This window comes from Bdellovibrionales bacterium, assembly GCA_019750295.1.
Taxonomy (GTDB): domain Bacteria; phylum Bdellovibrionota; class Bdellovibrionia; order Bdellovibrionales; family JAGQZY01; genus JAIEOS01.
On the sequence record JAIEOS010000007.1, the window covers coordinates 98,554 to 112,856 of the forward strand.

A 14,303-nucleotide genomic window follows, 5' to 3' on the forward strand; every position below is an offset into this window, starting at 1 on the left:
GCTCCCTAAGAATTTTATCTATGCTAATCCGTTATTAATAAACTTTTCAAGAGATTTTACCGATTGTTCCACGTGGAACATCTTTTTATGACGCTATCATTAAATATTCGAAAACTTCTGCCCCTTTTATCTCTCATCTTCCTTTTTGGCTGCAAAAAGGATCCGCCCAAGCTCAATGAGACCGACGATAAGATTTATCGCACCTATCAGTCAGAACTCAGTGAGCTTGAGAAGAAAAAGAATGTTCTCGCTCTCCAAGGGAAAGGAATTGACGAGAAAACGGACGCACTAACGATGAGTCCGAAAATTTTGGATATCCTTCGCAAGCAGCGCCAAGCCATAAACCAGAATGTTATTTATCTCGAGCAAGGGATCAATTATCTCAAAATTAAGTCTCTTTCTCGTAAGAAATATCTTTTGGATAATCAAGGACTACTCAGCAAGGACGATTTGGATAAGCAATACAGTGATTTCTTACTGGATCGAGAGGCAAATCCACCGAAACGTCCTTGGGAAGATGAAAAGCTTGCCCCTATGCTGCCCCCGCCGCCGAAGCCCGCAGAGGAGAACAAGGGTGGTCACTAAGTGACTACTCACAATGTTCCACGTGGAACATTATTTACGGCGTGTTTCGACGATCACCCGCTGAATCGTGCTGTCAGGGAGTGTGTAACTGCCAATGGCTGATATATCCCACTTTGTAAAGATCTGCGTGGGACATGCGGCAACCTCTGAGGACCAATTGTCGGCTTTAAAGTGGAAGATCGATCCGTTCTGCTTGAGAATAGATCCCATTTGAATCAATGTGTTGTAAATCGGCGAGCTTGTACGAATGAGAGCTGTTTCCACTGAATCTTTCGGAAGGTGCTCCACTTGCTTAGGCACCGCAGTACAGTTTCCAAGTTCCAAGATCTGAATGGCGTGCTTCAAAAACTCCTGCTTACGAGAATCTTTTTCGATATAATTCACTTTGATGCTCGGAAACAGAATAGCGAGGGCAATCCCAGGAAAGCCTACACTTCCACCCCCCAAATCGTACACCTCGTTCTTGAGCTTCTGCTGAAGATTTAAGCATTCTACTCCAAGGACAGCGTCTGCAAAGAATTGCCTGCCTATTGTTAGGGCAACTCCTGCTGAAACGAGATTCATCTTGGTGTTGAACTGCATCATTTCATCATGATAGGTGCGTAGTTTTCTAAGAATATTAGGGTTGAGCTGTGGAAGATATTCTTTCAGACGATCGATGTCGGTTTGCATCTTCATTCCTATGCATTTTGAGGTAAATGAGTATCGCCTGAGTTGCTGATGGATTCACTCCACTGATCCTCTGCGCCTGCCCAATGGTGCGCGGACGAACTCGATTTAATTTTTCGGTCTCTTCTCGGGAAAGACCGCGGATAAAAGAATAATCGATATCTTCTGGAAGAGTCATCATTTCCATTTTTTTCGACATAGCGATTAATCCATTTTGCCTTGTAATATATCCTTCGTATTTGATTTCAATCTCTGCCGGTTCCGCCACGTCCATGGAGTCCACAGGTTGGATCCCAAATTCCAAAAGATTCGCAAATTTGATTTCGTCCCGACGTAAGAGATCAGCGAGAGACGTTTGCTTATAGATCGGCTTGGTTCCTAGTTGTGAAAGTTTATCTAAAGTGGTCGCCGTTGGACTAATTTTCGTGGTTTTTAGTGTGTTTACGAGCTCTTTTCTTTGATCGAGAATAGACTCCAGGCGGGTTTTCTCGGTGTCGTTGATTAAACGTAACTTCGTCGCAACATCAAATAACCTATTGATAGTATTATCTTCTCTTAAAACTAAACGGTGCTCAGCGCGCGAAGTGAACATGCGATAGGGCTCACGAGTGCCTTTCGTCACGAGGTCATCGACGAGAACACCCAGGTAAGCTTGATCCCGAGTTAAAATTAGAGGATCCTTTTGATCTATTTTTAAAGACGCATTGATACCGGCGAGCAAGCCCTGTCCACCGGCCTCCTCATAACCGCTCGTCCCGTTGATTTGTCCCGCAAGATAGAGATTTCTAATATTTCTCGTCTCTAAAGTAACCTCGAGTTGGGTCGGCTCTATGCAGTCGTACTCCACAGCATAACCCGGACGGATGATTTTAACATTTTCAAGCCCTGGAATCGTTTTTAAAAACTCGAGTTGTATTTCTTCGGGCAAACTTGTTGAAATTCCTTGTAAATAAATTAACTCGGTATTTAGTCCTTCCGGCTCAAGAAAGGTTTGATGCGTGAGTTTTTCCGCGAAACGAGTGATCTTATCCTCAATACTGGGGCAATATCTCGGTCCTAAGCCCTCTATTTGTCCAGTAAACATAGGAGAAACGTGCAAATTCCGACGAATAATCTCATGAGTTTTTTCGTTGGTATGTGTGAGGTAACACGCAATTTGCGGAAGGCTTAATTTTTTTTCGCTTCGAAAACTAAAGGGAATAAATTGATCATCGCCGTACTGAGGCTCTGTCTTAGACCAATCGATCGAACTTTTCGCAAGCCTGGGCGGTGTCCCGGTCTTTAGTCGAATGACTTTAAAGCCGTTTTCGGAAAGTTGATCCGAAATTCCGACCGTGGCCTTGTCGCCCACTCTTCCGCCTTCTATTCTTTGGGTCCCGATGTGCATCACTCCACGCATAAAGGTTCCGGTCGTGATGACGACAGTTTTAGAGAAAATCTCAGCTCCATCCTCCATCACCACACCATTGCACTGACCTTTGTCGAGAACTAGGGACTTTACTTCGCCTTGTAAGAGCCGGACATTCGCAGAGTTTTTAAAAACTAGAGCCATCTCTTGGCAGTAGAGATCCTTATCGCATTGAGCCCGCGAGCCACGAACCGCTGGACCGCGATTCGCATTTAATCTTTTGAACTGAATGCAAGTTTTGTCCGCGACCATCCCCATACTTCCACCCAAAACATCGATCTCCCGGACAATATGACCTTTGGCGAGTCCGCCGATGGAGGGGTTGCAACTCATGTAGGCAATGCGATCGAGACGGGTCGTGATCAAAAGAACTTTTTTGTTAAGGCGATGACCGGCCAATGCGGCTTCCACACCGGCATGACCTGCACCTACAACAATAATATCGAAGTTCTTTGTTTCCATTACTTTCCTAAGCAAAATTGGCTAAAGACTTTATCAAGAATCTGCTCGTCAAACTCTTTGCCAAGAAGAGTCAGGATCTCTTTTAAACTCATCTGAATATCCTGGGCAATTAAATCGTAACTGCCTTGCTTTTTTACCTGCGAGATGGCCAAATTCATGAATTCCAGGGCCTTCGAAAGGTGATCAAAGTGCCTAAATTGAGTAATCAAATGGTCACTTTGACTTAAATTGTTTGAACAGGTCTTTTGAATAGCCGCTATAAGCTCTTGAATTCCCTGATTATTTTTTACACTGATCCAGTGAATAGGCTGTCCGGCTGGATAGTCAACTCGTCCGAGCAGTTTTTCTTGAATACCCTTTTGTGTATCCACTGAATCCCCAGCCAAATCCATCTTGTTCACCACAAAAAATGTCTTATTCAAGCTACTCAATATTGATGAGTAGTCATTTTCCAAGTTTTGACTATCCAACATATACAAGATGAAGTCGGCATCCTTGATGGCCTGAAGTGATCTATCGATCCCCATTTTTTCGACAACGTCGGTTGTCTCGCGAAGTCCCGCGCTATCGATCAATCGAATTTGAATTCCGTCTAATATAATAGACGTTTCTAAAATATCCCGAGTGGTACCGGCAATGTCGGTAACAATGGCTTTGTGTTCGCCGATCAGATGATTATATAAACTGGACTTTCCGGCATTGGTGGGTCCAGCGATAAGAACGCGAACCCCATCTTTTAAAATTTTGCCGCTCTTATAAGATTCCACCAAGTCTTTGATGGCATCTCGCTGAGCTTCCATGGTCCCTGTCATTTCGTCCAGGGTATAGGGCTGAATGTCTTCAGTGGAAAAATCGATGGACGCTTCGAGCTGGGCCAAAATAAAAATCAGACCTTCTTCAATGGAAGCTAACTTGTCCGATAATTTTCCGCGGATTTGTTCGATGGCGATCGCACGAGATTTTTCGGTCTGACTTTGAATGATCGAAAGCACCCCTTCGGCCTGGACCAGATCGATCTTCCCATTATAAAAAGCTCGGAAAGAAAACTCTCCGCGTTCGGCCGGCCGGCAACCCGCGACGGCAAGTTCACTTAAAATTCGATGGGCCACACTAAACCCCCCATGGCAGGAGATTTCTATAGATTCATCGCCCGTAAAGGATTTGCCCTTGGCAAAATAGGTCACCAAGACCTCATCAATATTGAGGCCTTCGGCATCTTTTAAGTAACCATAATAAACACGATGAGATTCAGGGCTGGAAGGTACAAAAGAACAAAACTTCCTGGTGATCGAGAGCGATTTGTCACCGGACAATCTGACAACGGCGATGCCAGACTGCCCTTGAGGTGTTATTTGTGCACAAATCGTCTCATCGATTAAATCAATAAAGCGCAAGTTACTCCGCTGGGTCCTGTGTTTGTTTGGCGTTCACAGGAAAAATTTTAATTTTCTTATAATGACCATCGCCAATCGATTTACTCTTTACGCGATCATCTTTGGAAAGGAACTGATGGACCACGCGTCTTTCTTTAGGCGAAAGAGCTTTCACATAAACCGAACGGTTCTGCTCAAGGGCTTTGTCTTTGAGCTTTTCAATCATCGCTTCTAGAGACTGATTTTCTTTTTCGCGATATCCGTTGGCATCACAGGAGATGTTTACTGGATTTTCCGCAAATTGGTGCTGAACTGCGCGCTTTAAGAAAAGTTGAAACGCTTCTAAAAGCATTCCATCGCGCACGGTCAGCATTTCCTCGTCCACACCGTAAAAGTTAACCTTGATCATCTCGACGTCTTGGCTTTTGTCTTGTTCGAGATCAAAAGAAAGTTCAAAAGAACCTTTCTCAATTAAGCCATTAAGAACACCTTCGACCAAGTGTTTTGGTGTCTTATAATTTCCTGTTTTATCTCCGCCGCCGAAAAGTCTACCGAGCAGACCCATATACATCCTCCTAGGCTGTTGTTTGTCTTGTAAAAACGAATTGTTGAATAACCCCAAATAGTGAATTCACAAACATATAGAGAGTAAGACCACTGGGGACTGATAACATAAAAACCGAAAAAATAAGAGGCATAAACAGAAGAACCTTCTGTTGAGCCGGATCCATCGATGTCGTTGGAGTAATCTTCTGCTGAACGAAGAAGGTGATTCCCACTAGAATAGGTAGAACAAAAAACGGATCTTTAAGACTTAAATCGTGAATCCAGAAGGCGAAAGGCGCTTGATAGAGTTCGATACTTTTACCAAGAACTTGATAGAGCGCAAAAAAGATTGGGATTTGCATTAACATTGGTAAACAACCGCTCAATGGGTTGGCCTTTTCGGTGCGCATGATTTGCAGGGTCTCCTGATTCATTCGCGCCGGGTCGTTTTTGTATTTTTCTTTGATCGACTTAAGGAGAGGTTGAATCTTCTGCATGCGCTTCATCGCCTTGTACGAGTACAAATTGAGCGGCAGTAAAACAATACGAATTAAAATGGTTAAAAGAATGATGGCCACGCCCCAGTTTTGGATAAAGGCAAAAATAAACTTCATCGTCGATAGGAGTGGTTTGCCAATAAACCCAAAAAATCCAAAATCGATAATATCCGTCATCTCTGGATCTATGGATTTAAGGAGTTCCAAATCTTTGGGCCCAAAGAAAAACATAGTTTTTGTCACCAACTGATCCACGGGCTCTACGGTCTGGTAGGTGTATTCGAGAACAGCTGTTTGATCTTGGGTATTGACCTGCGCCGCCATTTTAGGAATCAAGTCCGATCGATTTACAAATGCCAAAGAAAAGTAATGTGAGCTGAGCGCTGCCACCGTCGCATTATCGTAGCTCACAGGAGTTGCCTCTTTAGGATTCAGCATTTGCCTTTGTTTACCATCGTGATTGAGGGCAAAAAATTCTTGATGCTCGTAAGAGGGTAAAATCCAACTTGTGCTCACTTCACGAACCGAGTCGCTCAATCGATGGCTCACCGAAAGAAGGCGACGATCTTTGGAAGTGAGTTGGGTTGTGATATTGGCGACATATTTTTTAGTGTCAAAAACCAAGGTTTTTGTGACGTGAACATTATCGACATCCGCTTCGCCGACGAACTCATTTTCCGCCTTTTGCGTGACTTCGAAAAGAACCGGGGCTCCATTAATTCTCGTCTCAGCGATCGGAAGGAACTCTTGCGTCGTATACTTGATGGGATTGCCCGAACGATCCTTAAGGTCGTTCAAAGCAAGTTCAGTTAAGCCCATACCGCGGTTGGTGACCGTCATAGAAACTTCCGAAGTTTTAAACGCAGCTAATTTTTGGTTTCGAGGATCCTTAACCGGCGCCACAAGAGAGGGCTCCAATTTGACTTGCGTTTCTCCGGCCGTCTGAGTGCTTTCATTGGCTGCTGGAGTTTCCGAGGCCTGAACTACCGAGGGCTCTGGCTGATTTTTTGGAGGATATTTTTTAGAAACGTAAAATTGCCAGCAAAAGAAAACAGTGAAGGACAATAGAATTGCTATAAACGTGTTTTTATCAAAAAACGGCTGATTTGGATTCTTCATGATGCGGTTTCCTTTAAGGGAAGAGGATCATAGCCCTGTCCTCCCAACGGATGACATTTACAAATTCTTTTGACGACAAAAAATGAAGCGATAAAAAAATTAAAATTCTTGTAAGCATCTAAAGCGTATTTAGAACAGGTCGGTTGAAACCGACACGACGGAAGTAAATAAGGACTGATTGCCAACCGGTAGAAAGCAATCAGAGCCATGGCGACCAAGTTTGGACCATTAAGAAGTCCGCTCTTTAACGCTTTCCCAAGTTTTTTTGAGTATGCGATCAAAATCTGCATGTTTTAAACTTTTATATCCATCTTCAGCATCCCTAAACTCACGAAAAACCAGGCTTATATCAACATTTAGGGTTAAATCCTGCCGTCTAAAAAATTCTTTGCTCCAACGTCTGAGTCGATTCCGCGTTACCGCAGGACCAATTCGTGCAGGCAACGTACAACCAATTCGTAGGTGCCCTACTTGGTTCTTGGCGAAATTAACCAAGAGCCAACTTGACGCGTTCAGCTTTTTTCCTTGGAGCTTAAGTCTTTGAAATTCAAATTTTCTCTTCAGAGAACTTAAATTTTTGCTATTTTCCACGCTTCTTAACAGCTAGGCGCTTTCTGCCCTTAGCTCTGCGTCGCGAAAGAACCTTTTTACCCTTCTCAGTCTTCATTCTCTTACGAAATCCGTGGGTTTTCTTTTTACGCGTGCGCTTAGGTTGTAAGGTTCTTTTCATTCTAACTTCTCCATTTAAAAGAAGATTTTTAAACCATAAACGACTCTAAAGGTCAAGATGTTGAACCTTTGAGCAGAGCTTGATCTCTGGCGATTTATGAAATAATTTCTCCGAGCACTGGGGGACTGCTATTTTCTCCCGGAATTGGTTCATTTGAGTTAAAAGGGTCTGTTATTGGGTCACTAAGGGAATAAATGCAATTATCTGAAAATGAAAACATCTGGAAAGTCGTCAAAAGCAGTCTGATCTCGAAGAATGCAGATAATAAGCCATTGCAAACATGGTTTAACCCTACAGATCTATTATCTATTGAGCGAAGCGATAACAACTCCAATCGATTCAAACTGGGTGTCCCGACCGAACTTCATAAATATTGGATCTCGGAGAATCTCATCGATCGAATCTGTTCCGAAATCTCGTCTATATATCAGCAGCCTTTTAGCGTGGAATTGGTGGTCACCGGAAAATCGATCCCGATTCCTCCGGAAAGCCCCGGAGCTCTTCATCAAGCGATGAGTTCCCAAGAGATCAGTGCGGCCATGCCTCGCCCCCCGATCGAAGTTAAAAAGCACGGTGATTTTTTAAATCCTGAATATACTTTTTCGTCCTTTGTCGTCGGTAGAAACAATGAATTTGCCCATGCGACATCATTTCGAATCGCTCAGCGCCCGGGTTCAGAGGGCTACAATCCGCTCTTTATCTGTGGACCTACAGGTATGGGTAAAACTCACTTGCTTCATGCGGTGGGAAATCATATTCGCGATAGCATTCCGCAGTCTCGTATCATGTACATCTCTGCCGAAAGATTTTTAAATGAATTCACCTCCTGCATTCGTCGCGGAGAGATGGATAAGTTTAAAAAGAAATATCGCGAAAACTGCGATCTCTTATTGATGGATGATATTCAGGTTTTGGGACGCGGAGAAGCGGTTCAAGAAGAGTTCTTTCATACACTCAATGATTTCTTTGAAAAAGGCCGTCAAGTGGTGGTCGCCTCCGATCGTATTCCTAAAGATATTAAAGGTCTCGAGGATCGCATTCGAACCCGTCTCGAGTGGGGACTTATCGCTGATATTCAGATGCCTGACATCGAGACTCGTATGGCCATTCTTCGTTACAAGGCTGAAAAACGCCGCATCTTACTGCCAGATGAAGTGGTCACTTATATCGCTAAAATTTCGAAGCGTTCGATCCGTGAACTCGAAGGCAATTTAAACAAAGTAAAGATGTTCTCGGAGCTCCAAGGTTTACCGATCAATCTCGATATCACCAAAAAAGTTCTCGCGGTTCATGATGACAGCACGACCATTACGATCGATGAGATTCAGAGATTAACTGCAGAGCATTACAAAATTCGAGTGGTCGATTTAAAATCGAAAACTCGCAATAAGCCTATTGTTACAGCACGCCAAATGGCGATGTATCTCATCAAATTGCACCTCGATAAATCGCTTGTGGATATCGGTAGGGCCTTTGGAAGCAGGGACCACACCACGGTTTTGAATGCTTTGCGTCGGACTGAAAGTCAGATGAGTGAGGATTTAGATTTAAAGAGAGATTTCGACGAGTTACAAAGTCGTATCCACAATATCACAGGGGTGTGAATAACCGATGTGTGTAAACATGTGGATAACTAGGTTCATAATTCTGTGGGTTGTTTTATGAACATTTTTGGCCGGATTTTAAAGAGGAATTAAGAGTTTGAATAATGGTTTTTTGGCAAAGGATATCAAGCGTTTAAGTAGATAAGTGAGTTATCAACGCCCCTACAACTACTACTATATATTTATATATAATTAATAATAAGAACGAGAACGGAAGATATTATGAAGATAAAAATAGAAAAAAAAGATCTGATTGGTCTCTTAAGTAAAACACAGAACATCGTAGAAAAAAGAAACACCATGCCAGTTCTCGTGAATGTTCTTTTTGATGCTCACAAAAACAAGCTTAAAGTTTTTGCAACCGATTTGGAAGTGAGTTTAACCGATGAATGCGATGCAGAGATTTCGGAAGAGGGTCAAATCGCAATCAACGCGAGAAACCTTTTTGATATCGTTAAAGAGTTGAGCGAGGGACCCATTCTTTTAACCAAAAAGAAAAACAATTGGATGGAGATCAAACAAAACAAATCCGTTTTCAATTTAGTGGGTATCGGCGCTGAGGAGTACCCCATCTTCCCGTCCTTTAAAACAAAAGAGTTTGTAAAGATCGATGCAAAAGTGTTTTCCGAAATGATCGAACGAACGATCTACAGTGTTTCGAACGACGAAACTCGCTATCACTTGAATGGCGTTTATTTTGAGAAAAAAGAATCTGCGAACAAAACGAGTTTCCGTATGGTTGCAACAGATGGTCACCGATTAAGTTTGGTCGACAGAGACATCGAGCAAGATTCAAGCAATGCTTTGCCGACTCAAGGCGTGATCATTCCTCGAAAAGGTCTCGGAGAGATCAAGAAATTGATCGATGCGATGGACACCGATGTGGAAATGGCATTTGAAGGTTCCCAATTAATTATAAAAAACAATCGCACCGTTTTAATGGTTCGTTTGATCGAAGGTAAATATCCCAACTATCAACAACTTATTCCACAGACGATGAAGCGTCAGGCAGGAATTAACCGCGAAGTTTTCCTGGGATGCATTCGTCGCGTGTCTCTCTTATCCAATCACAAATCGAAAGGTGTTACCATTGCTCTCAGCAATGGTAAAATGGAAATTTCTTCCAACAATCCAGAGCTTGGTGATGCTAAAGAAGAAATCGATGTGGATTACTCTGGGGAAGATCTGAAGATCGGCTTCAACGCTCGATACATTTTGGATATTCTCAACAGTTTCGAAGAAGAAAATCTCGCTTTACAGCTCGATGGACAACTTTCTCCAGGATTAATTCGCCCGGCGAAAGACAAAGATTACACCTGTGTTGTAATGCCGATGAGAATTTAAACTCCGTTGTGGAAAAACCCTTGGATAGTGTTGTCTTCCAGAGCGTAGCGATGGAACTCTGACTATCCAAGATTCTTCGCGTTGCACAGGATGACGATCTATGCACTTTAAGAAAATTGAGATTACTCATTTTAGAAATATTGTTGATCTCCATTTAGCATTTCATTCTAAAGTAAATGTGTTTTACGGGGCCAATGCCCAAGGAAAAACGAGTTTAGTCGAAGCGATTTTTGTTCTTACTCAAGGTAAGAGTTTTAGAACTTCTGATTTTTCCAACATGGTGATGAAGAATTCTGAATTCGGCACAAGAGTTTCTGCCGCGGTTTCTCAAAAAAATTTAAATCATGAAATCACTTGCACGATGACGGGTGATAAAAAATCTTTGTTTCACAATCAAAAGAAAATCAGCTTTTCAACTTTGGGCTCCGATTTTAGCTCGGTGTTGTTCAGCCCCGAAAGTCTTTCTGTCATCAAAGAAAGCGACTCCCAACGTCGCGAGCTCATCGACGAAATGATCGTGAGTGTTTTTAAGGACGAGAAGAAATTTGTTCTCGAATGTCGCCAACTTTTAAGGCAGCGCAATAAGTTTCTCAAGGAGCTCAGTACAGAGATTGTGGAGAAGTCGCCTCGAAATTTGGCTTATTTGGAGGCTTTGACCGAGACCTACCTCCGTAAGGCGGCCCGCCTGTGCGCGCTGCGCTTTACGACTTTACGGATGTTACAGCCCCATTTGGACGAAGCGTTGAAATATATTTTCGATGCGAGCGTGGATATCTCGGTGGATTACGTCATTTCGAATCAAAATTTTCACTCGCTGGATGAACAAGTGGCATATGATGCCATGTATAAACGTTGGAATGAACTCAAGTCGGCGGAGATCAAAACTGGGTATAGTTTAGTGGGTCCACACAAGCACGATCTTCGCATTCTACTTGGCGGAAATGACTCACGATTTTTTTGCTCACAAGGTCAACAAAGACTCATCATTTTGGCTTTCAAAATGGCACAGATCAGGTTACACTTCCTGGCTCACGGTATTTACCCGGTGCTATTGCTTGATGATGTTTTGTCAGAGCTCGATGAGATTCGAAGACAAAAACTTATCGAATATTTAGAAACCATAAATGCTCAAATTTTTATTACGACGACCGAACGATCGGTTTTAAACAACATTCGACCCGACTCTCTTGCCACCTACTCGGTGAGAAATGGTCTGTTCGAAATTTGGGGAGGATCGAGTTCGTCTAACCTTTACTAGCCAGGAGGAACACGCGTGGCTGATAGTGAAACCGAGAAACCGACAAACACAATCATGACCGGTGATTACAATGCGGATTCGATTCAGGTCCTCGAAGGCTTAGAGGCAGTAAGAAAACGTCCAGGGATGTACATCGGTGATACCGGTATTCGTGGATATCATCACCTTGTTTACGAGATTGTTGATAACTCGGTGGATGAAGCGCTTGCAGGTCATTGCAAAAAAATTCAGATTACAATTCACAAGGACGAAAGTATTACGGTGCAGGATGACGGCCGTGGTATTCCTGTCGATTCTCACAAATCAGGGAAATCGGCTCTCGAAGTGGTTTACACCGTCCTTCACGCTGGTGGTAAATTCGATAAATCGACTTACAAAGTTTCCGGCGGTCTTCACGGGGTCGGTGCATCGGTTGTGAATGCGCTTTCGGTATTTTGTACCGTAGAAGTTCATCGCGATGGATTCATCTGGAGACAAACTTTTGAACGTGGAGCTCCAACAGCCCCTCTCGAAAAATTAGGACCCACCAAAGATACTGGCACCAAAGTGACGTTCCAACCGGATCGTGAAATTTTTAGACAGCCGGAACTCACTTACAATTTTGATACTCTTGGCGCCCGCTTTCGAGAACTTGCATTCTTAAATGCCGGTTTACATTTTACTTTGACCGATGAGCGCACTGAGAAAAAAACAGATTACCAATATGCCGAGGGTGTAAAACAGTTCATCGAACATTTGAACACTTCGAAAAAAGCTCTTCACTCGCAAATCGTTTATTTCACCGGTAACCGAGACATGGTCGATGTGGAGATTGCGCTCCAATGGAATGACTCTTATACCGAGTCCATCTTCTCGTACTGTAACAACATCAACACCTTCGAGGGTGGAACTCACCTTGTGGGTTTCCGTGGGGCACTCACGCGCACGATGAACTCCTATGCGAACACAAAAAATCTTCTGAAAGATCTAAAAGATGAAAGTCTTGAGGGTGAAGATATCCGCGAAGGTTTAGCTGCGGTGGTGAGCGTAAAAGTTCCCGAGCCTCAATTTGAGGGTCAGACAAAAACAAAATTAGGAAATACCGAAGTTAAAGGGATCGTCGAATCTCTTGTGAACGAAAAGCTCGCAGATTGGCTGGATCGAAATCCAGCGGTCGCGAAAACGATCATCGCAAAATGCGTGGATGCTTGCCGTGCTCGTGTGGCTGCAAAGAAAGCCCGTGAATTAACTCGTCGGAAAACCGCTCTGGATAGCGGATCACTTCCCGGAAAAATGGCCGACTGCCAAGAGAAAGATCCTTCACTTTGTGAATTGTACCTGGTGGAAGGGGACTCTGCGGGGGGATCAGCGAAGCAGGCTCGCGATCGTCGCACTCAAGCGGTTTTACCTTTAAAGGGTAAGATCTTGAATGTCGAAAAAGCGCGCTTTGATAAAATGCTCACCAATGACGAGATCAAGATGATGATTTCGGCCATTGGGGTCGGCATCGGTAAAGACAACATGGAAATCGCCGATCTTCGCTACCATAAAATTATTATTATGACAGATGCGGATGTGGATGGTTCTCACATTCGAACTCTTCTTCTCACATTCTTCTATCGTCAGATGAAAGATGTGATCGAGAAGGGTCACATCTATATCGCTCAACCTCCACTTTATCGCTACAAAAAAGGGAAAGAGGAGATCTACCTCAAGGACGAAAAAGCTCTCACTGAGCATTTGTTAAAAGTAGGTATTACTAACTTTAGAATTTCGAATCAGAAAACTTCGATGACTGAGACCGAGTTACGAAAATTCGTACTCGACATTTTAAAACTGGAAGAGCTTATTAAACAAAAATCTTTCGATTGCGATCCAGAGCTCTGTCGTATTCTTCTCCCGATGAATATAGATCTCGAGAAATTGATCAGCGATGAAAACTATGCGAAAAACACGGTTGCGAAGATCAACACTCAGATTAAAGCCAGTAAGTCTCTTTTAACGGATGTGCAATTGGTGTCTTTTGCTGCCAACGAAAAGGTTGTCATTCGCTCGAATCAAATGGGTCGAACCCAGGATAGCTTCTTCGATGTGACGAACATCAAAACGAGTTTGTGGAAAAATCTGTTCGGTACTTGGAAAAATCTAGACGCCGTTGTGACTTTACCGGTGAAAGCCGAAGTTCAAAACACCGCAGGGCTTGAGTTTGCGACCTACAAAGAATTTTATGATTACTTTGTCGAGGAAAGTAAAAAAGGCGCCTACATCCAGCGCTATAAGGGTCTCGGAGAAATGAATCCAGAGCAGTTGTGGGAAACAACTTTGAATCCTGCGAACCGCGCATTACTCCAAGTGAACGTAGATGATGCGATGTTAGCGGACGAAACTTTTAGTATTCTCATGGGAGAAGAAGTTGAACCTCGCCGGCAGTTTATCTCGGACAACGCTCTGCTGGCTAAAGAACTCGACGTATAAGGAATTTGAAAAATGGCTGACGAAAAACCAAATATACCTAGCAATGTAACTCGAGTAGATATCAATCAAGAGATGAAGGACGCGTACCTTCAGTATTCAATGAGCGTCATCGTCGGACGAGCGCTACCGGATGTACGCGATGGCTTAAAGCCGGTTCATCGTCGCGTTCTTTTTGCGATGCATGAGTTAAGTAACACTCACGATAAGCCTTATAAAAAATCGGCCCGTATCGTCGGAGACGTTATCGGTAAATA

General features: G+C 43.3%; 14 protein-coding genes. 6 read left to right on the plus strand and 8 right to left on the minus strand.

Going from position 1 to position 14,303, the window contains the following annotated elements; genetic code table 11:
- Positions 1 to 87: 87 nt before the first annotated feature.
- Positions 88 to 585 (plus strand): hypothetical protein, encoded by a 498-nt coding sequence (locus tag K2Q26_01570; GenBank protein ID MBY0314177.1) that lies wholly within the window; start codon positions 88 to 90, stop codon positions 583 to 585.
- Between the two features lie 30 nt (positions 586 to 615).
- Here the strand turns inward: K2Q26_01570 and K2Q26_01575 are convergent, their stop codons facing one another.
- The 8 genes from K2Q26_01575 to rpmH are packed head-to-tail and all read right to left on the minus strand — an operon-like array spanning position 616 to position 7,389.
- Positions 616 to 1,257, minus strand: coding sequence for a class I SAM-dependent methyltransferase (locus K2Q26_01575; GenBank protein ID MBY0314178.1), 642 nt, complete (start codon positions 1,255 to 1,257; stop codon positions 616 to 618).
- Entirely contained in the window at positions 1,205 to 3,124 is a 1,920-nt protein-coding gene (gene mnmG / locus K2Q26_01580) for a tRNA uridine-5-carboxymethylaminomethyl(34) synthesis enzyme MnmG (GenBank protein ID MBY0314179.1), read from the minus strand. The genes K2Q26_01575 and mnmG overlap by 53 nt, the downstream gene beginning before the upstream one ends.
- On the minus strand, positions 3,124 to 4,518 hold the full coding sequence (mnmE, locus tag K2Q26_01585; GenBank protein MBY0314180.1) for a tRNA uridine-5-carboxymethylaminomethyl(34) synthesis GTPase MnmE: 1,395 nt from the start codon (positions 4,516 to 4,518) through the stop codon (positions 3,124 to 3,126). The genes mnmG and mnmE overlap by 1 nt, the downstream gene beginning before the upstream one ends.
- A 1-nt stretch (position 4,519) precedes the next feature.
- Positions 4,520 to 5,062, minus strand: coding sequence for a hypothetical protein (locus tag K2Q26_01590; GenBank protein MBY0314181.1), 543 nt, complete (start codon positions 5,060 to 5,062; stop codon positions 4,520 to 4,522).
- A gap of 10 nt (positions 5,063 to 5,072) precedes the next feature.
- On the minus strand, positions 5,073 to 6,659 hold the full coding sequence (yidC, locus tag K2Q26_01595; protein ID MBY0314182.1) for a membrane protein insertase YidC: 1,587 nt from the start codon (positions 6,657 to 6,659) through the stop codon (positions 5,073 to 5,075).
- Positions 6,656 to 6,868 carry a membrane protein insertion efficiency factor YidD gene (gene yidD / locus K2Q26_01600; protein ID MBY0314183.1) on the minus strand — a complete coding sequence of 71 codons (213 nt, stop codon included), beginning with the start codon at positions 6,866 to 6,868 and terminating at the stop codon, positions 6,656 to 6,658. The genes yidC and yidD overlap by 4 nt, the downstream gene beginning before the upstream one ends.
- A gap of 19 nt (positions 6,869 to 6,887) precedes the next feature.
- Complete coding sequence (gene rnpA / locus K2Q26_01605) at positions 6,888 to 7,250, minus strand: ribonuclease P protein component (GenBank protein MBY0314184.1); 363 nt, start codon at positions 7,248 to 7,250, stop codon at positions 6,888 to 6,890.
- Positions 7,240 to 7,389 carry a 50S ribosomal protein L34 gene (gene rpmH / locus K2Q26_01610; GenBank protein ID MBY0314185.1) on the minus strand — a complete coding sequence of 50 codons (150 nt, stop codon included), beginning with the start codon at positions 7,387 to 7,389 and terminating at the stop codon, positions 7,240 to 7,242. Before rpmH ends, rnpA begins: the two co-directional genes overlap by 11 nt.
- Before the next feature lie 194 nt (positions 7,390 to 7,583).
- Between rpmH and dnaA the strand changes: the two genes are divergently transcribed.
- From dnaA to K2Q26_01635, 5 genes are all read left to right on the plus strand, one after another.
- The gene (dnaA, locus tag K2Q26_01615; protein ID MBY0314186.1) at positions 7,584 to 8,993 is read left to right on the plus strand and encodes a chromosomal replication initiator protein DnaA; all 1,410 of its coding nucleotides are present in this window, start codon (positions 7,584 to 7,586) and stop codon (positions 8,991 to 8,993) included.
- Positions 8,994 to 9,215: 222 nt separating this feature from the next.
- The gene (gene dnaN / locus K2Q26_01620; GenBank protein MBY0314187.1) at positions 9,216 to 10,337 is read left to right on the plus strand and encodes a DNA polymerase III subunit beta; all 1,122 of its coding nucleotides are present in this window, start codon (positions 9,216 to 9,218) and stop codon (positions 10,335 to 10,337) included.
- Positions 10,338 to 10,437: 100 nt separating this feature from the next.
- Complete coding sequence (recF, locus tag K2Q26_01625) at positions 10,438 to 11,595, plus strand: DNA replication and repair protein RecF (protein MBY0314188.1); 1,158 nt, start codon at positions 10,438 to 10,440, stop codon at positions 11,593 to 11,595.
- A 54-nt stretch (positions 11,596 to 11,649) separates the two neighbouring features.
- Positions 11,650 to 14,049, plus strand: a complete 2,400-nt coding sequence (gene gyrB / locus K2Q26_01630) for a DNA topoisomerase (ATP-hydrolyzing) subunit B (protein ID MBY0314189.1) — start codon at positions 11,650 to 11,652, stop codon at positions 14,047 to 14,049.
- Positions 14,050 to 14,121: 72 nt separating this feature from the next.
- A partial coding sequence (locus K2Q26_01635) for a hypothetical protein (protein ID MBY0314190.1) occupies positions 14,122 to 14,303 on the plus strand: 182 nt, incomplete at its 3' end.

What these genes read in the sequence shown, in the direction of transcription:
- K2Q26_01570 (MBY0314177.1), top strand. Translation starts at nt 88, where the DNA reads ATGACGCTATCATTAAATATTCGAAAACTTCTGCCCCTTTTATCTCTC.
- K2Q26_01575 (MBY0314178.1), bottom strand. Translation starts at nt 1,257, where the DNA reads ATGCAAACCGACATCGATCGTCTGAAAGAATATCTTCCACAGCTCAAC.
- mnmG (MBY0314179.1), bottom strand. Translation starts at nt 3,124, where the DNA reads ATGGAAACAAAGAACTTCGATATTATTGTTGTAGGTGCAGGTCATGCC.
- K2Q26_01590 (MBY0314181.1), bottom strand. Translation starts at nt 5,062, where the DNA reads ATGGGTCTGCTCGGTAGACTTTTCGGCGGCGGAGATAAAACAGGAAAT.
- yidC (MBY0314182.1), bottom strand. Translation starts at nt 6,659, where the DNA reads ATGAAGAATCCAAATCAGCCGTTTTTTGATAAAAACACGTTTATAGCA.
- yidD (MBY0314183.1), bottom strand. Translation starts at nt 6,868, where the DNA reads ATGGCTCTGATTGCTTTCTACCGGTTGGCAATCAGTCCTTATTTACTT.
- rpmH (MBY0314185.1), bottom strand. Translation starts at nt 7,389, where the DNA reads ATGAAAAGAACCTTACAACCTAAGCGCACGCGTAAAAAGAAAACCCAC.
- dnaA (MBY0314186.1), top strand. Translation starts at nt 7,584, where the DNA reads ATGCAATTATCTGAAAATGAAAACATCTGGAAAGTCGTCAAAAGCAGT.
- dnaN (MBY0314187.1), top strand. Translation starts at nt 9,216, where the DNA reads ATGAAGATAAAAATAGAAAAAAAAGATCTGATTGGTCTCTTAAGTAAA.
- recF (MBY0314188.1), top strand. Translation starts at nt 10,438, where the DNA reads ATGCACTTTAAGAAAATTGAGATTACTCATTTTAGAAATATTGTTGAT.
- gyrB (MBY0314189.1), top strand. Translation starts at nt 11,650, where the DNA reads ATGACCGGTGATTACAATGCGGATTCGATTCAGGTCCTCGAAGGCTTA.